We start from the raw sequence: 18,042 nt of genomic DNA, 5'->3' as shown, positions 1-18,042 counted from the left end.
GCTCTGGATTGCTTCGCTGCGCTCGCAATGACGGCCCAAAGAGACTGTAGAATGCCCGCCTACTGCCTACTCCCTACCGCCCCCCATACGAAATCCGGTACACCGCCTCGTTCTGATCATCGGTCACGAGCAGCGAGCCGTCGGGCAGTTGCGCGACATCGACAGGGCGGCCGAGATAATGCGGATCGGTGGTGTTCCACCCTTCGGCGAAGGGCTCGCTCGCGGACGCCTTGCGATCGGCGCCGACGGGTGTAAACATCACCCTCGCGCCGACCGGCATGGCGCGGTCCCAGGAGCCGTGCTGCGCCGAGAAAATCCCGCCGCGATAACGCTCGGGAAACATCGCGCCTGTGTAGAAGATCATGCCGAGATCGGCGGCGTGCGGCGCCTCCTCCACCTCGGGAAAGACGACGTCCGCGGGCGGCGTCTCATGCGCATATTCTTGTGTGCGCACATGGCCGCCGCCATACCAGGGAAAGCCGAAGTGAAGGCCGGCGCGCGGCGCGCGATCGATCTCGCCCGGCGGCGTGTCGTCGCCCATGCGGTCGACCTGATTGTCGGTGAACCACAGGACGCCGTCGCTCGGATCGAAGTCCATGCCGACCGAGTTCCGTATGCCGCGAGCAAAAACCTCGCGGCTGGAGCCGTCGCGATTCATGCGGATGATTCCGCCCATGCCGATGCGGTCGTAGAGCGCGAGCTTGTCGCGCGGCGCGACATTGTGCGGCTGGCCGAGCGAGATGTAGAGCTTCTCGTCGGGACCGATGCGGCACATGCGCGTCGAGTGAATGGCGCTCTGCTCTGACACTGGTATCAGCGCGCCTTTGGCGACGAGAACGCGCGCATCGGCGGCGCGCAGCCGGCCGCGATCCACTGCCGCCTGCGCGAAGCTCGACACGCGATTCTGCTCGACGACATACAGGGTCCCGTCCTTGTCGAAGCAGAGGCCGTGCGGCATGACGAAATCGGCGCCCGGCGCGAAAGACTCGACCGCCGCCGCGCGCGCTCCGCCCGGCGTCAGCGCGAAGATGCGGCGCTCATCCGTGCCGACGAAGATCGCCTCGCCGCCCGGAGCGACAGCGAGGCTGCGCGCATGCGGAACGAGCGCATAGAGCGAGATGGAGAAGCCGTCCGGCAGGCGAATGCGGCGCAGCGTCGCCTCGATCTCCGCCGCGCGGCGCAAAGGTTCGGCGCGCCCCTGCGCCGAGAGCGCGAGCAGCGCGAGAGCGAGAATTGCGACGAGCTTGCAAAAGGCTTGGTTCATGGAATGCTCCCGGCTTGACGCCATAGGCGCAAATAGGCGCGCGCCGCGCCTCGATCAGGGGCCGCCGCCGACGCGGTCTTCCCTTCGTGACGAGACTATGCGACGGCTCGGGCTCCTGTCTCGCCCGCCACCCAGCTCGCGCCCGAAGTCCTCGCGCCCGAAGTCCTCGCGCCCGAAGTCCTCGCGTCCAAAGTCCTCGCGCCCATGTCGATGAAGCGAAAATATCACCACGGCGCCCTCAAGGAAGCGCTGATCGAGGCGGCGTTGGAGCTGCTGGCCGAAGGCGGGCCGGCGGCGCTCAGCCTCAGCGAGGCGGCCAAGCGCGTCGGCGTCACCGCCGCCGCGCCCTATCGCCATTTCGCCAGCCGCGACGAGCTGCTGAACGAAGTCGCGCGGCGCGGCTTCCTGTCCTTCGCCGCAGCGCTGGAAAAGGGCTGGGACGAGGGCCGGCCGGATGCGGCGACCGCCATGTGGCGGATGTCGGCCGCCTATCTCGCCTTCGCCCGCGCCGAGCCCGGCCTCTATGCGGCGATGTTCGGCTCGGCGGCGTCGCTCGCGGCCGAGGCCTCGGCCGACGCCGCCGATCACGCGCTCGAAATCCTGTGGCGCTCGGTCGTCGCTTTTCTGCAGCTGCGCGGCGTCTCCGCGCAGGGCGCGCGCAAGCTGGCGTTGCAGGTGTGGGCGCTCGCCCATGGCGTCGCCATGCTGGCGGTCTCCGGCCATCTCGACGCGGCCAAGGGACTCGATCCGGACCCGGTGCTCGACACGGCGATCCGCAATCTGATGGAGGCCGCGGTCCGCCGCGCCGAGTCGGCGGCGGGCCCCCGGTAAATTCGACGTTTCTCCGCCGGCGCTTTTCCGCTAGACCGGCATCCGTTTGGAGCGAATTCTGATCGCTCGAACGATTCCGTTCGAGCGGAAAGCGCTTCTCGGAGCGCCTCATCTTCTCGCGGCGGAGGTCGCCATGGGTCAGTTCTGGCGGGACAGGCTGCGGCGCATTCGCGATCGCTTGGCGTCGAGCCCGCGCTTTCAGCGGCTCGCGGCGAAGCATCCGCTCACCCGCAAGGCGGCGCGGCGCCGAGCGCGGGCCGCGCTCGATCTCTGCGCGGGCTTCGTCTATTCGCAGGTTCTGCTCGCCTGCGTGCGGCTGAAGCTGCTCGATCTCCTGCTCGAATCGCCCAAGAGCCTCGCGCAGATCGCCGAGAAGACCGAGCTGTCGCCCGATGCGGCCTCGCGTCTCCTCGACGCCGCCGCCTCGCTCGGCCTCGTCGACCGCCGCGGCAAGGACCGCTACGGATTGGGCGACATCGGCGCGGCGCTCGTCGGCAACAAGGCGGCGCTGGCGCTGGTCGAGCATCAGCCCATGCTCTACGCCGATCTCGCCGATCCGGTCGCCCTGCTGCGCGGCGCCGAGGAGGCCGAACCGAAGCTAGCCGATTACTGGCCCTATTCGGCGGCGGAGCGTCCGACCGAGCTGACGCCCGAGGAGGTCGCGCCCTATAGCGCGCTGATGGCGCAATCGCAGCCGCTGGTCGCGCAGGAGGTCGTCGGCGCCTATAATTTCCGCCGCCATCGCCGGATCATGGACGTTGGCGGCGGCGAAGGCGCCTTCCTCGAGGCCGTCGCCGCCAGCGCGCCGCGGCTCGAGCTGATGCTGTTCGATCTACCCGCCGTGGTCGAGCGCGCGCGCACACGGCTGGAGGCGGCGGGGCTCGCCAAGCGCGCGCGCTTCTTCTCCGGCAGCTTCCTCACCGATCCGCTGCCGGTCGGCGCCGATGTGATCACTCTGGTGCGCATCGTCCACGATCACGACGACGCCACGGCGCTGGAACTGCTGCGCAACGTCCGCCGCGCTCTGCCGCGCGACGGCGTGCTGCTCATCGTCGAGGCCATGTCGGGGATCGAGGGCGCCGAGCCGCTCGACGCCTATTACGGCTTCTACACTCTGGCCATGGGCCGCGGCGAGCCGCGCACGGTCGCCGAGCTGCAGCGCATCGCCAAGAAGGCCGGCTTCGGCCGTTTCCGTCTGCTGCGCAATGCGATGCCGATCGTCGCCGGCATTCTTGTGGCGCGGCCGGACCCGGATTATCACGGTCCGTGAGGTGACGCGCTCATCCCCTCGAAGAGGCTGGGGAAGCGTCGGGTTCGAGAGCAGACTCTGACCCGAACAGATCGGGAAACTGCTCCAGCTCCTCCTTCTGAGCGAACTCAGACCGCTCGAACGATTCCGTTCGAGCGGCAAGCGTTCTCGGTCGTCACGAGAGGCGCCTGATCGCGCGATTCCACACTTCGTCGCCACGCGTCGAACCGATCGAGCAGAGGAACTTTGCGATTTCCAGCTCAACCCTCGGCGGCAGCACGCCGAGAAAGCCGAACGCGCCATGCGCGCCCTTCGATTTCTTGAGCCATAGCGCCGCTTCAGCGTGACCGAGCGCCCCGACGATCTCATCGAAATGCCCACTGAGCAGATCGCTCAACGTGGGCCTGTCCTTCTCTCCATTCGCGGCGGATTGATCGACGAGCTCGCAGAGCCCGCGCAAATGCTCGGCGTTGTCCAGGATGGCGTGGAAATATCTGAAATTTTCAATGAGATGGTCGAGCAGAATTTGATCGGCGCGATAATCGAAGACGAGGCCGGCGTGTCCCGGCCGCATATGATTGAGCGAGGCGCGCGCAGCGAAGCTGTTGGAGCCGTGGATGCGATAGATCATCATCGGCAGCTCCATGATGACGCTGCCAGTCAGCCGATTCACCGCCCAAGCCAGAAAACAGTCGGTGCCGACGCGCAATTGCACGAAACCTTTCGCGCCCGTCACCAGATCGAGCGCGTCACGGCGAAACATCATCGCGGACATCGATGACCACGGCCACCGATTCTCGTTCCATGGGATCAGACGCAGAGCCTCGAAATCGATCTCCGGCGGCTCGAAGCCCGCTTCCCGCAGCAGATCGAAGCCCCCGCGATGGACGAGCGTGGGATCCGCAGGTCGGCTCGCGAAATGGCCCGCGAGATAGCGTGAGGTCGAACAGATGAGCCGCTCGTCCCGCAGGGTGAAACAATCACAACAGGTCATTCCTACTGGCGTGCGCAAGCAGAAATGCGCCGCGAGATGAGCGGCGACGAACTCCTCGGTGATCAGGTCGTCTGCGTCGAGAAAGACGATGTATTGGCCACTGGCGCGCGCGAGGCCCGCTAGACAAGACGCAGATTGGCCGCCATTCGTCTGCTGGCGGATGACGATCAGCTCGGGCCACTCGCGAACCGCTGTATCGAGAGCCTCGTGGCTGCAGTCGGTGGAGCAATCGTCGACAACGATGCATTCCAAATGCGGATAGGTCTGTTGCCGGACGGCGTTCAATGCCTGAGGGAGAAACCGCCCGTAATTGTAATTGGTCACGATGATGGAAACGATCGGCAGACGGTAGGCTGCAGTCATCGGCCTCTTCCGGAGCTTGATGTGATAAGGCGGCGCTCGGCCGAGATTTCGACGGGACCCGACACGGCTACTGCCGAAATCTTCTGAGACGACGAGCCGGCCTCTCGCGTCGGCGCGCCGCCGCAAGAGTCCGGCTCGAAGAAACGGTTATTTTCGGGACTTGGCCGTGTTCCACAATCGTGTGCCTGCTCGGGTGAGGCCGATCGTACAGAGAAATTTGGCGAACTCGAGCTCGACATTGGGCCGCGCGAAAAGGGGTCGGCTCGGCTTCCGCGGCGCTGCTTCAGGAGTCTCGACCGGCGCCGACCGCTTCACGACGCCCGTGGCGGAGCCATTCCCCTCGGCGCGAAGCATGGGAGAATATTCGGTCACCCTTTGTCGGCCGAGGAAATGTGCGTCGTCCTGGTCCAGTGCGATGATCGAGCGTTTCTTGCGCAGCGAACTCTCCGCTATGTCGGCGTTGCTCACAGTAAAAGTGTCGATCTCCTCGCAATCCATATGGCCGACGACCTTGGCCGGCACGCCGCAGCCCGGGCAGAAGCGCGCAACCTGATCGGCGAAAGTGGAAATGTCGCGACGCCACCAGCCGGGCGTCACTTCGACACCAAAATCGGTTCCCCGCGCGAGATCGAAAGAGGCGGCGACCTCACAGAAATAAGCCTTGAGCCGCCCTCTGTTCTCGACGATCGACGCCGACCACTCATGGTTGATGTCGCAGCGCCCGATTCGTCGCCACATCTCCTCGTCGTCGAAGAGATCTTTCAGCGCCGTCAGCAGTGGCGCGTGGGACGAATGGCCGCCATGATACCAAGCGCCATCGCGCAAAGGCTCGAGCGATTTGATCCCACGCTCGACGCCATGCGGATTGAGATTGAAGACGCCGAAAGTCTTTTTCGCGAGATCGGCGAAGCTGAAGATATTGTTGGTCCAGAGTCCGCGTCGCTCCTTCTGCGGAATCTCCTCGACGAAAATGGCGCAGATCTCTTCGAAGCTCCGGTGCATCGCCGGATTGCCGCCGATGACCGCGATGATTCCAGGATAATCGGCGAGACTGCGCACGGCGAGGCGAAAGTTCTCGAGCGACATGTCCCAGAACCGGTCCTGATTGACGAGCAGCCGCGTGCAGTTCGAGCAGGCGAGATCGCATTTGTTGGTGATATCGATGCAGATTATCCCCATTTCATGGGGACTTCGCATATTCGCCATTGCATTCTGGCGGAGAACTTCGGTAGATGCTCTCATACGCCGCACGCTCCGTTCGTTATCCGCCGAGATTATCGCGTTCGAACGTTGTCGAAGAAGATCATTTGATGAAAATGATCGAGCGCAGAGGCGCCGCAACATCGAACAGTTAACATTGATCCGTCGTTCGACCCGAGCCGGGACGCGCCTATTTATAGATGGCGCCGGCTCTCTACCGCAGACCGTAACGCAAATCAAGGCGTAGCTCGCGGTCTGTCGCAGCGAGCGGCCTGCCGAGCCGCGCGCGAGCGGCAAGTTCTTCGGGGAGAGAGGAAACCGCCGATGATCGAACCGCTGCTGCTCACCACCGCCCGGCTCTGCACCTTCGACGGACAGGCGCCGCTGACCAATGCGAGCAGCTTCTTCTTCGAGCGCGACGAGCGTCTGTTCCTGGTGACGAGCCGCCATGTGCTGAAGGATGCGGCGAGCGGGCACCAGCCCGACCGAATCGAGATCGAGCTGCATGTCGACGCCGAGAATATGGCCAAGTCGACGGGCTTCTCCATTCCGCTCTATGAGGACGGCAAGAGCGTCTGGCGTCAGGCCGTCGACGCCGCCGGCGAGGTCGATGTCGCGGCGATCGAGATCGAGCGGGGAAAGCTGCCGGAGCCGACCGTCTATCGCGCCTTCACGCCCGCGCATCTGCCGGGCGGCTTCGATCAGGTCGAGATCGGCTCCTCGCTGCTGATCGTCGGCTTTCCGCTCGGCTTTCACGACACGCTGCATCACATGCCGGTGGCGCGCCAGGGCGTCGTCGCCTCCTCCTTCGGCCTGCGCTTCCAGGGCCAGGGCTATTTCCTCAGCGATGCGCGCACCCATCGCGGCGCCAGCGGCGCGCCGGTGGTGGCGCGCATTCCGGCTCTGGAGAGCTGCCAGGGCGATCTGCCGTGGACGCTGCTCGGCGTCCATTCGGCGCGGCTCGACGTCGGCCGCGACCTGCAGCAGGACGAGGCGCTCGGCCTCAACTGCGCGTGGTATGCGGATATTCTGCTGACATTGACGGAAGGCTGAGCCGCGCCGCGGCCTCCGTGAGCGCGTGAAAGGGCAGCAGGATCGAGCCGTGGCGGGACGGGAAGCCGCGCGCCGCGACGAACATGTCGAGCGCGCGCCATCGCTCTTCGAAACGCGCGTCCTCGCCGGCGAGCAGCGCGGCGAGCGCGCGCCCGGCCGCGAGCGCGTCCTCGAAGCGCTCGCCGACGGCCTGCGCCGCCACCACGGCTGTCGACGCCATGCCCAGAGTGCAGGCGCGCGCCCGATAGCCGAGCGCAGCGATGCGATCTCGCTCTCGCCTCACGTCGAGTGTCAGCGTGCTGCCACAGGCCGGGCTCGTTCGGCTGACGGTGAGATCGGCGGGCGCGAGCCGAACATCGTCGCGCACCCGCCTCGCCCAGCCGCGCACGCGCTCCTCATAGAGCGCCTGCAGCGCGCGATCGTCGGTCATGCCTCGGCGTCGTCGCGCTGTCCGCGCCCCAGCGCGGCGAGGAAGAGCAGCGCGAAATGCAGGCCGCGGCGCACATCCTCGTCGCCGGCCGTCCGCAGCAGGCCGATCAGCGAAGGCGTCGGCTTCGTCGCCGCTTCATTGGCGGCGAAACGCGCGGCGTTGCCGAGCGTCCAGGCGGCGCCGATCGCCTCCTCATAGGCCTTCATCAGCTTTTCGATCATGGCGTCGTCGGCCATATCGACCCCGTCCGAGACGAGGGAGAGAAGATCGACGATATTGTGGAAGCGCCGTCCCTGCAGAAGCGGCGACGCCTTTTCGAGAAGCTCGGACACGCCGCGCGCGGTTTCGTCCGACATGCGGGTTGCGCGCTCGACCGGCGCAGCTTGAAGATTGGTCGCGTTCATTGCTCATCCCTCCGATCGATTGCTTCAGATCACGCCGCGGGCGACGGACCAGTAGATTCCGCGGTTGAACGCCTTGCGCAGCAGGCCGCCGAGCTTCGTCGGCGGGGTCGGATGAACGTCCTCGTCATAGTCGTACCAGAGCGGCATCCCCATCTCGAGGCCCATTTGCGCGACCGCCTGAACCTTGCCGTGATAGGCGTCGACGGTGCGGCCGAGGCGAATGTCGCCGGCGATGTTGTTGGCGATGACCGGGCATTGGTTGTGGCAGGAGCCGCCGGCCTTGCTGATCGGCAGATCGACCGTGTCGCCCATCACATAGACGTTGGGATGGCCTTCGAGCTGCAGCGTGCGGCGGTTCGTCGGCAGCCAGCCTTCGCCATTGACCGCCTGCGACGCGCCGCTGGCGATCACCGCATCGACCGCGCGGATCGGCGGCGTGCACATCAGCAGGTCGAAACCTTCCTCGCGTCCTTCCTCGGAGCGTGCGACCTTGCGGTCCGCGTCCACGGATTCGAGCGTGAAGCCGCGCTGGAACTTGATTCCCTTGCTCTCGAACACCGAAGGCAGGACCTCGCAGACCTCCTGTTGCAGGAAGAGGCAATTGCGCAAGAGCTGCGAGACGGTCGGATAGGTGTAGACGATCTCCACCGCGTCGCGCACGCCCTTGCGGCGCAGATATTCGTCGAGCATCAGCGTCGTCTCGATCGGCGCGATGCCGCACTGATGCGGGACATTCGGAGTCTTGGGGAAGTTGACCGTGATGAAGATGCGGCCCTTCTCGAAGCCGCGCAATTTGTCGGCGAGGCGGCGCGCCGGCTCGTATTGGTAGAAATAATCGCCCGTCTCCTTCAGCCCGGGAATGCGCTCGGGCGCCGGCAGGCAGCCGGTGGAGACGACGATATAATCATAGCCGATCTTGCGGCCGCTGCGCGTCGTCACGCTCGATCCGGCGAAATCGAAACGCTCGACCTTGTCGACGAGGAACTCGATCTCGGGACGCAGCAGCGAGCGCTGCTTGCGGCGCAGCTCGCCCTCGAAGAACATGTCGAAGGCGACATACATGAAAGCCGGCTTGTAATAATGCCAGGGCGAGTCCGACAGCATCGTCACCCGGACCGCGCCGCGCGCGATCTCCGGATAGAGCTTGGCGACGATGCTGTTGACGGTCATGGTTCCGCCGACGCCGCCGCCGACGACGAGTATGTGCTTCGTCATTGCTTCCTCCCTTGTCCGCGCAGCTTCGCGCGCGCGGTTTTGCGTTCGCCGAGCCATTGGTCGGCGTTGGTCGTCTCGTGCTCGGCCTCGCGTTAAATGACCGGTCGTCTCGTTTGGGGGTAAAAAATCACGCGCGGAAATAGCCGTCGAGCAGCATGTCGCGGAACTGGACGAGCGGGCGAACCGACCGCTCGATCTTCATGCGCAGAAGCGCCCCCTGCCAGGAGTCGACGAGCACATCGGCCATCTCCTTGGCGTCGAGATCCTTGCGGAAGCGCCCTTCCTCCTGGCCCCGCGCCAGGCCCTCGCGCAGCTTGTCGCGATAGCGGCGCACCGCCTCGCGCAAGGAGGTCTGGCAGAGGTCGCTGGTCTCGCCGATCTCGCCCATGAGATTGCCGAGAAGGCAGCCGCCTTTGAAGTCGCGCCGCTCCGTCTCGGCAATGAGATCGTCGAAATAGGCGCGGAGCGCGGCGTCGGCGGAACGACCCGCCTGCCCGAGATGCGCGTCGAGCCGCTGGATGAACGGCTCGATATAATGCGCGACGACCTCGGCGCTGAAGGCTTCCTTGCTCGGGAAGTAATTGTAGAACGAGCCTTTCGGCACGCCGACGGCCTGCACCAGCTCGGTGAGGCCGGTGCCGTGATAGCCCTGCTCCATCAGCAGGGCGACCCCCTGATCGAGCAGCTTGCGCCTGATGTCGTTGACGTCTCTTCGGCTCATGCTCTTTTTATACGACCGATCGTCTTAAACCGCAAGCAGGCGTCATTCGGCTCCGCTCATTTGAGCCGCATCGGCAGCGGAGTGGATTGCGAAGGCGCATGAGCCGCGTCGCCGAGATAGTTCGCGCGCAGAGCATGGAGCCCGTTTCCGAGCGTCGATGTGGTGAGCCGGGCGCGGGTGCGCAGCAGGGCGGAGAGGCCCTTCGCCGGGACGGGGAGAGGCTGGTTCGTCACGCCGCCGTCGCCAATCTCGCCGACCTCGTTATAACCCCAGCATTTCACCGCCCGCGTCGACAGCAGCGCGCAGGAAAAGTCGAAGCCGGCGGCGATCGCGACCGCGGCGGCGCCGAGGTTCAGGACGGGCGTCGGGATCGTGCGATCTGTGGTCGTTCCGTCGCCGAGCTGGCCATATTGGTTATAGCCCCAGCAGCGCACGCCGCCGTCGCGCAGCAGCGCGCAATCATGCCCGCTTCCAGACGAGATTGCGACGACGCCGCTCGACAGGCCAGCGACCGGCGTCGGGGCGCCGGCGTTCCATGCCGGCCCCCAGCATTGGACGGCGCCGGCCTTGGTGAGAGCGCAGTCATGATAGGAGCCCGCCGTCAATGCGACGACCCCGCTGCCGAGCTTGGCGACCGGCGTGGGAACCTTGCCGAACCCCTGGCCCCAGCACAGCACCGCGCCCGCATTCGTCAGGCCGCAGCTGTGAGAAGCGCCGCCCGCCACATCCGTATAGATTTCGGCAGGGCCGCCAACCCGCGTCGGCGGAGCGAATGTTTCCAAGTCGACGCCGTTGCCGATCTGGCCCTCGACGTTGCGGCCCCAGCAGAAAATCGCGCCGGCCTCGGTCACAGCGCAGCTGTGATATGATCCGGATGCGATCGCGATGACGCCGCTCGAAAGGCCGGGAACCGGAGTGGGAGCAGGCTGCGCCCGGTCCGGCGTAGGGCCTCCGAGCTGACCGAGCGAGTTTTCGCCCCAGCAGATCACGGCTCCCTCGACCGTCAGCGCGCAGCTATGGACCCCGCCGACCGCCAGCGCGACCACTCTTTTGGTGAGGCCTGTGACAGGGGCCGGAAGATGGTCGGTCGTCGCGCCGTCGCCGAGCTGACCGTATTTGTTCCAGCCCCAGCATTCGACTCCCGAGGGACTGGCGAGCGCGCAGGCGTGGGCGAGCCCGAGCGACAGACTCGTCTGCGCGCCGCCGAGCGCGTTCACGAGAGCCGATCCCACGATCCTCTCGCCGTCGGTGAAGGAGACGCGTCCAGTAGCGCCGCCGACGCCGGCCGGCGCGTCCACCTCCGCCGTCAACGTCACAGGGCTTCCGGCAGGAGAAGGGCTGACGGCGATGAGCCTCGTGCGGGTCGAATTCGCGGCGACGGCCGGGGCGGCCGGCAGAGCGATCGATACGCAAAGAAGCAAACGAGAAATATTTTGGAAATACAAGACAAGCCTCCTAAAGTGATGCGCGATAGAGGCGATCGTAAGCGTGGCCTTGTCAGCAATCAAACTCGGAAAGAAGTTAAGATTAATAGCGCTGGCCGCTGGTTTTGCGGCTGGTGTAGTCGATGAGGCGCCGGTCCCGAGCTCCTCGACCGCCCGAGCGGCCGCGCAGCCCCTCGCTTTGCGAAACGGCCGCGATCTGTTAGAGGCGGATCGAGACACGCAACCTTGCGCGAGGCCTTCCGAGCATGGAAAAATTCGTCAGACTGACCGGCGTCGCCGCGCCCTTGCCGATCATGAACATCGACACCGACATGATCATCCCCAAGCAATATCTGAAGACGATCGCCCGCACCGGTCTCGGCAAGGGCCTGTTCTCGGAGTTGCGCTATCGTGAGGACGGCTCGGAGAATCCCGATTTCGTGCTGAACAAGCCCGCCTATCGGGAGGCGCAGATCCTCGTCGCCGGGGATAATTTCGGCTGCGGCTCCTCGCGCGAACATGCGCCCTGGGCGCTGCTCGACTTCGGCGTCCGCGCGGTGATCTCGACCAGCTTCGCCGACATCTTCTACAATAATTGCTTCAAGAACGGCATTCTTCCGATCAAGGTCGGGCAGGCGGAACTCGAGAAACTGATGGACGACGCCGAGCGCGGCGCCAACGCCACGCTGACGATCGATCTCGAGCCGCAGGAAATCCGCGGACCGGACGGCGGCGTTATCCGCTTCGACATCGATCCTTTCCGCAAGCAGTGCCTGCTCGAGGGCCTCGACGAGATCGGCCTCACTCTGCAGAAAGCGGCGACGATCGACAGCTTCGAGGCGAAATCCGCCGCCGCGCGCCCTTGGGCCTGAGCTGCTGGGCCTGAACCGCTCGGCCCGAGCTTCGGCGACGCGCCTCGCGGCGAATACGGGATTGCAAAATCGTAACGTGGGTTTTGCCTTCCGAAGCTGTACACTTTGCGGCGGCGCAGCCCCGGGCCGCGCCGCTTCCGCTCATCCGGGGACGTCTCAGACTTGCGCTCGAATGCCTATCCATCGGTGAGCGAGACCGGGCGCGGCGGGTTCTTCAACCGCCTCGTGGAGCGGTTGCTCGCCCCGAAGACGGCGGGTCCGCAGGTCGCGGCGCGGGAAATCGACGAGCCGCGCGAGGAGGGCGCCCAAAATTCAGGCGCCGAATTCGGCGCCCACGCCGGCGATGCGGACGACGCCGAGCGCGAGGCCCCCGGCGCGGACCAGCAGGGCGTCCTCTCCATCCGCCATCTGGCCAAATCCTATAAGCAGCGCCGGGTGGTCGAGGATGTGAGCCTGCATGTGGCGCGGGGCGAGGCGGTCGGCCTGCTCGGCCCCAACGGCGCCGGCAAGACCACGGTTTTCTATATGATCACCGGGCTGGTGAAGCCCGACAAGGGCGTCATCGCGCTCGACGGCTATGACGTCACCGGCCTGCCCATGTATCGGCGGGCGCGGCTCGGCATCGGCTATCTGCCGCAGGAGGCCTCGATCTTCCGCGGCCTCAGCGTCGAGGACAATATCCGCGCCGTGCTGGAGATCACCCAGCCCGACCGGCGCGAACGCGAGCGCGAGCTCGACGCTCTGCTCGAGGAGTTCAAGCTCGAGCGGCTGCGGCAGTCTCCGGCCATCGCGCTCTCGGGCGGCGAGCGCCGGCGCTGCGAGATCGCCCGCGCCCTCGCCGGGCGGCCCTCCTTCATGCTGCTCGACGAACCCTTCGCCGGCATCGATCCGATCGCCGTCGGCGGCATTCAGGACCTCGTGCGGCACCTGAAGAAGCGCGGCATCGGCGTGCTCATCACGGACCATAGCGTGCGGGAAACGCTGGGCCTCACCGACCGCGCCTATATCATCTACAATGGCCATGTGCTGACCGAGGGCGCGCCGGAGGAGATCGTCGCCGATCCGGACGTTCGCCGCATCTATCTCGGAGAGGATTTCCGCATGTGAGGCGAGGCGGCAAAAGTCTCGCGATTAACTGCTAGGCGCTTTTTCGGGGAGGCGCCGAATAATTGACCCTGCGAAGGACGCCACACCGTGCTATAAGCAAGAAACAGGCCGAGAACGCCGTCGCCCATGCGGACGATGCGCGGCAGAGGTTTCGAGTAGCGGATCATGGCGATTTCCACCAAACTGATGATGCGTCAGGGCCAGGCCCTGGTGATGACGCCTCAGCTGCTGCAGGCGATCAAGCTCCTCCAATTCTCCAATCTCGAGCTGTCCGCCTTTCTCCATGAAGAGCTCGAGCGCAATCCGCTGCTCGAGGCGGTGGACGCCAATGATTTCTCCGATGCGCAGCAGGAGTCGCATGGCGGCGACGCAGTCGCGGCGAGCGAGGCGGGAAGCGCCGAAAGTCACGGCGAGCCGGCCGAGGGCGATTGGGCGCGCGACAGCCTCGCCGTCGACGCGACGCAGCTCGCGGCCGAGCTCGGCACCGAGATCGGCAACGCCTTCGAGCTGGACAATGCGCGCAGCCCGGCCGATTCGATGGGCGCGCTCGAGGGCGCCGGCCTTTCGGCCAGCTCCTGGAACGGCGCCGGCGGCGCGCCCGCCGACGGCGAGGCTCCCAATCTCGAAGCCTATGTCGCCTCTCAGGCGAGCCTTCACGATTATCTCGGCGAGCAGCTGGCGCTCGCCTGCGCCGATCCGATCGATCGCATCATCGGCCAGGCGATCATCGACGCCATCGACGAGGTCGGCTATCTGCGCGAGGACGTCGCCGAGATCGCGGCGCGGCTCGACGCCGATCCGGCTCGCGTCGCAGCCGTGCTGGCGATCATTCAGCGCTTCGACCCCTCCGGCGTCGGGGCCCGCGATCTCTCAGAATGCCTCGCTCTGCAGCTGCGCGAGCGCGACCGGCTCGATCCGGCGATGCAGATCTTCATCGCCAATCTGCCGCTCCTCGCCAAGCGCGACTTCGCCCAGCTCGCGCGCCTCTGCGGCGTCGACGACGAGGACATCGCCGATATGGCGGCCGAGGTGCGTCGGCTCGATCCCAAGCCGGGCCGCGCCTTCGGCGGCGCGCCGCTCCAGCCGCTCGTCGCCGATGTGATCGTGCGGCCGGCCGCCGACGGCTCCTGGATCGTCGAATTGAACTCGGATGCGCTGCCGCGCGTGCTGGTCAATCACTCCTATGCAGCGCAGGTGAGCGCCGGCGCCAAGCGCGACGGCGACAAGACCTTCATCTCGAGCTGCCTGCAGAACGCCAACTGGCTGACCAAGAGCCTCGAGCAGCGCTCGCGCACCATTCTCAAGGTCGCCTCCGAGATCGTGCGCCTGCAGGACGCTTTTCTCGCCAGGGGCGTCGAGCATCTGCGGCCGCTCAATCTGCGCACCATCGCCGACGCCATAGGCATGCACGAATCCACAGTCTCGCGCGTCACCTCGAACAAATATATGATGACCCCGCGGGGAATTTTCGAGCTGAAATATTTCTTCTCCGCCTCCATCGCCACCACCAGTGGCGGCGAGGCCCATTCGGCCGAGGCGGTGCGCTACAAGATCAAGCAGATGATCGACAAGGAGAGCCCCTTCGACGTGCTGTCGGACGACGCCATCGTCGCGAGGCTCAAGCAGATCGATATCGACATCGCCCGGCGCACTGTCGCCAAATATCGCGACAGCCTGCGCATTCCGTCATCGGTGGACCGCCGCAGGGCCAAGCAGAGCCAGCTGCGCGAGACCGTTCAACCGGCTCTCTAGAGCGCTTTCCGATCGAACGGAATCGTTCGATCGATCAGAATTCGCTCAAACGAAAGAATTCTAGAGCGCTTTCCGTTCGACGCGTCGTTCGGTCGATCGGAACTCGCTCAAAAGAAGGAATGCTGGAGCAGGCCTCGGCGCTCGATCGGCCATTGACTTCGAGCGCCCAGCAACTTAACGCTTCCGATCAATGGTTGGGCAGGCGCCCGAATTTCCGCCATGTTCGCGCGGCAGAAGGACGAGTTGAGGGGCGAGCGTCATTCGGGCGGAGCGGGCTGCCCGGGCGCGAATGGCGAAGAGCCCGCATTCAGGACATTTCCGTCAGCGGCGCGCGCCCTCGCGGCGCGAGCGCGCGGCTCGATGAGGTGGAGCAAGCATGTCTTTGCGGGTGTCCGGAAAGAATATCGATATCGGCGAGTCCCTGCGGGCCCATGTCGCCGAACGGCTCGGCGCCGCGGCCTCCAAATATTTCGACGGCGAGATCAGCGGCCATGTGACGATCGCGCCGGAAGGATCGGGCTATCGCGCCGATTGCAGCCTGCATTTGACCTCCGGCATCGTGCTGCAGGCCGATGGCCGCGCTCAAGAGCCCTACGCCTGTTTCGACCTCGCGGCCGACCGCATCGAGAAACGGCTGCGCCGCTACAAGAGCCGGCTGAAGGAGCATCGCGCCGAGCACGCCGCGGCCGGCCCCGACCTCGGCGAGGTCGCCGCCAGCTATGTGCTCGAGGCGCCCGATCAGGAGGTCGAGGCGCCCAAGGAATTCGCGCCGACGATCGTCGCCGAGTCGACCGCGCGCCTGCGCCGGCTCACCGTGTCGGCGGCGGTGCTCGATCTCGACCTGACCGGCGCGCCCGTGGTCGTGTTCCGGCACGCGGATACCGGCCGCCTCAATGTTGTCTACCGGCGCAGCGACGACCATATCGGATGGATCGACGCGCCCGGCGGAGAATAGGCGGCATATATTTTGCCATAGAACGGGGCGGCCCATGGAATGGGAAGCGGCGGCGATGAGAATGCGGAAGCTCCAGTGGCGCCATATCATGCGGCGCAGAGTCGTTCAGCGCGACGGCCACGGAGTTTCCGCGACGCAAACCTCGTCGCCTCGCGCCGGCGTTCAGGCGAATAGCTTCGAATGAGCCTTCACCGGACCCCGGCGACGGCGCGTTCTCATGCCGAAATCAGATCGTGAATGGGATTGACGCCTCATGCGGCTCGCTGATCTGCTCACATCGGAAGCGATTATTCCGACGCTCAAGTCCAACACCAAGAAGCAGGCGCTTCAGGAGCTGAGCGAGAAGGCTGCGGAAATTTGCGGCCTGCCGGCCCGCGAAATCTTCGACGCACTGTTGCAGCGCGAGCGTCTCGGCTCGACCGGCATCGGCAATGGCATCGCCATTCCGCACGGCAAGCTGGCGCGCGTCAAATCGATCTTCGGGATTTTCGCGCGGCTCGAGCGCCCGATCGATTTCGACGCGCTGGACGGCGCGCCGGTCGATCTGGTTTTTCTGCTGATCGCCCCCGAATCATCGGGGGCCGATCATTTGAAAGCGCTCGCTTGCGCCGCCCGCATGCTGCGCGATCCGGCCGTGGTCGCGACCATTCGCACGACCCGCGATCCGTCGGCTCTCTATTCCATCATCGCGCAAACCACCAAGCCACACGCCGCCTGAGGCGCTCGGCGCTCTCGCGCCGAATCGCTTCCGAAGGCGCGCGCGGGCGGCCGCGGATTACTCCGCGGCTGTTCTCGGCTTGGAATGGGACGCGTGACCGCCCTTCCGCCCGGCTTCGGACGCGAGGGTATGGTCGCGGGAGAAGCTGCGCTTGGTCGGATCGACGCTCTGCCCCCCTTTGCGCCCGGCTTTCGCCGCCAGTTCCGGATTCTGAGAGAAGCTGCGCTTCTCGTCGGGGACGTTCTGGCCGCCCTTGCGGGCGATGGCGCGCTGCTTCTCGGGGTCCATCGACGCAAAGCCCCGGTTCGACTTCTTGGGTTCCTGCATAGCGGTCATTTGATCTGCCTTCTCCTGTCCCCCGGGAGTCAACGCCCGAGTGAAGACAAGGTTGCGCTCTCTTGGCGCAGGATAGAAGTTTTTTTTGGCCAAACTTGACCTGTGGTCTATACGTACGAAAACAAACGACTACTTAAGCTATCGCTTTATACGATCAGTTGTGCTTATCATTGCCTTTGACATGGGAGCGTCTGTCGAAAAATAAAGCTTGGCTGATGATCGCCTTGAGGCTGTCTACGCTGAATGGCTTGGCGATCAGAAAAGCGGGCTCCGGCGGCTCGCCTTTGAGGAAGCGTTCCGGATAGGCGGTGACGAAGATCACCGGCGTCGACACCGAGCCGAGGATTTCGTTAACCGCTTCCAGACCTGAGCTGTTGTCGGCCAGCTGGATGTCGGCCAGGATCAAACCGGGCGGCGTCTTGGCGATCGCGGCCACGGCTTCTTTATGTGTGCGGGCCACGGCGACGACGCGATGGCCGAGCTCCTCGACGAGCGCGCGCAGATCGAGCGCGATCAGCGGCTCGTCCTCGATGATGAGCACATCGGTCGCCAATTGGCCGGCGATCTCGGCGCTGGCCGCGTCGATCAGCGCAGCGGCGCGCGCTTCCGGCAGGCCGAGAGCGCTGGCGATCTCGGGGAGCGAGAAGCCCTCGAGCGCATGGAGGAGAAAAGCGATGCGCGGCTGCAGCGATATGGCTTCGAGATTGCGCTTGGCTCCCTCCTCCTCGGCCGGAGCGAGGCCCGAATGGTCGGTATGCGCGTTGATCGGGCTCGACGTCCAGATGTCGAGGAACAGCCGATACAGCGCGACGCGCAGATCCTCGTCCGCCTCGACGCGGTCCGGATCGGCCACCAGTGTTTCGAGAGTGGCGAGGACATAGGCGTCGCCGCCCTCGCGGCTGCCGGAGAGGGCGCGGGCGAAACGCCTGAGATAAGGGAGGTGCCTTAGAATAGCCTGAGATAGGGACATCATGTGTCCTCGCTTTGCCGCAGTGCGAAATTCACACCGGCGGTCACGCTCATCGCTGCGTCAAATCGTCGCCGCGCCCCAGGGAACCTTTTGGTAAAATTAGCGTTGTCGTTGCGTCGGCGCAATGCAGTATAGCGCGGTCGCGTCAACTCGCCAGGGCATGGATTTTTGCAATTCTCGAGGA

The 18,042-nt window shown here is 65.4% G+C and carries 18 protein-coding genes; 8 read left to right on the top strand and 10 right to left on the bottom strand.

What is annotated here, in order from left to right:
- Positions 1-73: 73 nt before the first annotated feature.
- The gene (locus CQW49_RS13380; RefSeq protein ID WP_003609018.1) at positions 74-1,264 is read right to left on the bottom strand and encodes a PQQ-dependent sugar dehydrogenase; all 1,191 of its coding nucleotides are present in this window, start codon (positions 1,262-1,264) and stop codon (positions 74-76) included.
- A gap of 204 nt (positions 1,265-1,468) precedes the next feature.
- On the opposite strand from CQW49_RS13380, the gene CQW49_RS13375 reads away from it, so the two are divergent.
- Both CQW49_RS13375 and CQW49_RS13370 read left to right on the top strand, forming a co-directional pair.
- A complete protein-coding gene (locus CQW49_RS13375) occupies positions 1,469-2,095 on the top strand; it encodes a TetR/AcrR family transcriptional regulator (protein WP_003609020.1) in 627 nt (208 codons plus the stop codon).
- A 133-nt stretch (positions 2,096-2,228) separates the two neighbouring features.
- Positions 2,229-3,365, top strand: coding sequence for a methyltransferase (locus CQW49_RS13370; RefSeq protein ID WP_003609021.1), 1,137 nt, complete (start codon positions 2,229-2,231; stop codon positions 3,363-3,365).
- Positions 3,366-3,519: 154 nt separating this feature from the next.
- On the opposite strand, the gene CQW49_RS13365 is transcribed toward CQW49_RS13370, so the two are convergent.
- Together CQW49_RS13365 and CQW49_RS13360 are read right to left on the bottom strand one after the other, a co-directional pair.
- On the bottom strand, positions 3,520-4,701 hold the full coding sequence (locus CQW49_RS13365; protein WP_003609022.1) for a glycosyltransferase family 2 protein: 1,182 nt from the start codon (positions 4,699-4,701) through the stop codon (positions 3,520-3,522).
- 147 nt (positions 4,702-4,848) lie between these two features.
- A complete protein-coding gene (locus CQW49_RS13360) occupies positions 4,849-5,880 on the bottom strand; it encodes a radical SAM family protein (RefSeq protein ID WP_065083581.1) in 1,032 nt (343 codons plus the stop codon).
- Between the two features lie 345 nt (positions 5,881-6,225).
- Between CQW49_RS13360 and CQW49_RS13355 the strand changes: the two genes are divergently transcribed.
- On the top strand, positions 6,226-6,954 hold the full coding sequence (locus CQW49_RS13355) for a S1 family peptidase (protein WP_003609024.1): 729 nt from the start codon (positions 6,226-6,228) through the stop codon (positions 6,952-6,954).
- On the opposite strand, the gene CQW49_RS13350 is transcribed toward CQW49_RS13355, so the two are convergent.
- From CQW49_RS13350 to CQW49_RS13330, 5 genes are all read right to left on the bottom strand, one after another.
- Entirely contained in the window at positions 6,905-7,384 is a 480-nt protein-coding gene (locus CQW49_RS13350; RefSeq protein WP_003609025.1) for an iron-sulfur cluster assembly scaffold protein, read from the bottom strand. The two genes, CQW49_RS13355 and CQW49_RS13350, sit on opposite strands and share 50 nt — an antisense overlap.
- Positions 7,381-7,788, bottom strand: a complete 408-nt coding sequence (locus tag CQW49_RS13345) for a DUF1641 domain-containing protein (RefSeq protein WP_003609026.1) — start codon at positions 7,786-7,788, stop codon at positions 7,381-7,383. Before CQW49_RS13345 ends, CQW49_RS13350 begins: the two co-directional genes overlap by 4 nt.
- Positions 7,789-7,812: 24 nt before the next feature.
- A complete protein-coding gene (locus CQW49_RS13340) occupies positions 7,813-9,003 on the bottom strand; it encodes an NAD(P)/FAD-dependent oxidoreductase (protein WP_003609027.1) in 1,191 nt (396 codons plus the stop codon).
- 127 nt (positions 9,004-9,130) lie between these two features.
- Positions 9,131-9,724 carry a TetR/AcrR family transcriptional regulator gene (locus CQW49_RS13335; protein WP_003609028.1) on the bottom strand — a complete coding sequence of 198 codons (594 nt, stop codon included), beginning with the start codon at positions 9,722-9,724 and terminating at the stop codon, positions 9,131-9,133.
- A 56-nt stretch (positions 9,725-9,780) separates the two neighbouring features.
- A complete protein-coding gene (locus CQW49_RS13330) occupies positions 9,781-11,040 on the bottom strand; it encodes an RCC1 domain-containing protein (RefSeq protein ID WP_244441306.1) in 1,260 nt (419 codons plus the stop codon).
- Positions 11,041-11,414: 374 nt separating this feature from the next.
- Here CQW49_RS13330 and leuD point away from each other — a divergent pair, with 374 nt between their 5' ends.
- From leuD to ptsN, 5 genes are all read left to right on the top strand, one after another.
- Entirely contained in the window at positions 11,415-12,020 is a 606-nt protein-coding gene (gene leuD, locus CQW49_RS13325) for a 3-isopropylmalate dehydratase small subunit (RefSeq protein WP_003609031.1), read from the top strand.
- Positions 12,021-12,254: 234 nt separating this feature from the next.
- Complete coding sequence (gene lptB / locus CQW49_RS13320) at positions 12,255-13,127, top strand: LPS export ABC transporter ATP-binding protein (protein WP_420845621.1); 873 nt, start codon at positions 12,255-12,257, stop codon at positions 13,125-13,127.
- 165 nt (positions 13,128-13,292) lie between these two features.
- Positions 13,293-14,879 (top strand): RNA polymerase factor sigma-54, encoded by a 1,587-nt coding sequence (rpoN, locus tag CQW49_RS13315; protein WP_003609036.1) that lies wholly within the window; start codon positions 13,293-13,295, stop codon positions 14,877-14,879.
- Positions 14,880-15,255: 376 nt separating this feature from the next.
- Entirely contained in the window at positions 15,256-15,834 is a 579-nt protein-coding gene (hpf, locus tag CQW49_RS13310; protein ID WP_003609038.1) for a ribosome hibernation-promoting factor, HPF/YfiA family, read from the top strand.
- Positions 15,835-16,087: 253 nt separating this feature from the next.
- Entirely contained in the window at positions 16,088-16,552 is a 465-nt protein-coding gene (gene ptsN / locus CQW49_RS13305) for a PTS IIA-like nitrogen regulatory protein PtsN (protein WP_003609039.1), read from the top strand.
- Positions 16,553-16,609: 57 nt separating this feature from the next.
- On the opposite strand, the gene CQW49_RS13300 is transcribed toward ptsN, so the two are convergent.
- Together CQW49_RS13300 and CQW49_RS13295 are read right to left on the bottom strand one after the other, a co-directional pair.
- Positions 16,610-16,879 carry a con-10 family general stress protein gene (locus tag CQW49_RS13300; RefSeq protein WP_040567183.1) on the bottom strand — a complete coding sequence of 90 codons (270 nt, stop codon included), beginning with the start codon at positions 16,877-16,879 and terminating at the stop codon, positions 16,610-16,612.
- A 163-nt stretch (positions 16,880-17,042) separates the two neighbouring features.
- Entirely contained in the window at positions 17,043-17,858 is an 816-nt protein-coding gene (locus CQW49_RS13295; protein WP_003609042.1) for a response regulator, read from the bottom strand.
- Between the last annotated feature and the right edge of the window lie 184 nt (positions 17,859-18,042).

The organism is Methylosinus trichosporium OB3b (assembly GCF_002752655.1).
In the GTDB taxonomy this organism is placed as follows: domain Bacteria; phylum Pseudomonadota; class Alphaproteobacteria; order Rhizobiales; family Beijerinckiaceae; genus Methylosinus; species Methylosinus trichosporium.
This window is presented reverse-complemented; position numbering and strand designations above follow the sequence as displayed.

Bases quoted from the DNA above. Each gene is read 5' to 3' on its own strand.
- CQW49_RS13380 (WP_003609018.1), bottom strand. From the start codon at position 1,264: ATGAACCAAGCCTTTTGCAAGCTCGTCGCAATTCTCGCTCTCGCGCTG.
- CQW49_RS13375 (WP_003609020.1), top strand. From the start codon at position 1,469: ATGTCGATGAAGCGAAAATATCACCACGGCGCCCTCAAGGAAGCGCTG.
- CQW49_RS13370 (WP_003609021.1), top strand. From the start codon at position 2,229: ATGGGTCAGTTCTGGCGGGACAGGCTGCGGCGCATTCGCGATCGCTTG.
- CQW49_RS13365 (WP_003609022.1), bottom strand. From the start codon at position 4,701: ATGACTGCAGCCTACCGTCTGCCGATCGTTTCCATCATCGTGACCAAT.
- CQW49_RS13360 (WP_065083581.1), bottom strand. From the start codon at position 5,880: ATGGGGATAATCTGCATCGATATCACCAACAAATGCGATCTCGCCTGC.
- CQW49_RS13355 (WP_003609024.1), top strand. From the start codon at position 6,226: ATGATCGAACCGCTGCTGCTCACCACCGCCCGGCTCTGCACCTTCGAC.
- CQW49_RS13350 (WP_003609025.1), bottom strand. From the start codon at position 7,384: ATGACCGACGATCGCGCGCTGCAGGCGCTCTATGAGGAGCGCGTGCGC.
- CQW49_RS13345 (WP_003609026.1), bottom strand. From the start codon at position 7,788: ATGAACGCGACCAATCTTCAAGCTGCGCCGGTCGAGCGCGCAACCCGC.
- CQW49_RS13340 (WP_003609027.1), bottom strand. From the start codon at position 9,003: ATGACGAAGCACATACTCGTCGTCGGCGGCGGCGTCGGCGGAACCATG.
- CQW49_RS13335 (WP_003609028.1), bottom strand. From the start codon at position 9,724: ATGAGCCGAAGAGACGTCAACGACATCAGGCGCAAGCTGCTCGATCAG.
- leuD (WP_003609031.1), top strand. From the start codon at position 11,415: ATGGAAAAATTCGTCAGACTGACCGGCGTCGCCGCGCCCTTGCCGATC.
- rpoN (WP_003609036.1), top strand. From the start codon at position 13,293: ATGGCGATTTCCACCAAACTGATGATGCGTCAGGGCCAGGCCCTGGTG.
- hpf (WP_003609038.1), top strand. From the start codon at position 15,256: ATGTCTTTGCGGGTGTCCGGAAAGAATATCGATATCGGCGAGTCCCTG.
- ptsN (WP_003609039.1), top strand. From the start codon at position 16,088: ATGCGGCTCGCTGATCTGCTCACATCGGAAGCGATTATTCCGACGCTC.
- CQW49_RS13300 (WP_040567183.1), bottom strand. From the start codon at position 16,879: ATGCAGGAACCCAAGAAGTCGAACCGGGGCTTTGCGTCGATGGACCCC.
- CQW49_RS13295 (WP_003609042.1), bottom strand. From the start codon at position 17,858: ATGTCCCTATCTCAGGCTATTCTAAGGCACCTCCCTTATCTCAGGCGT.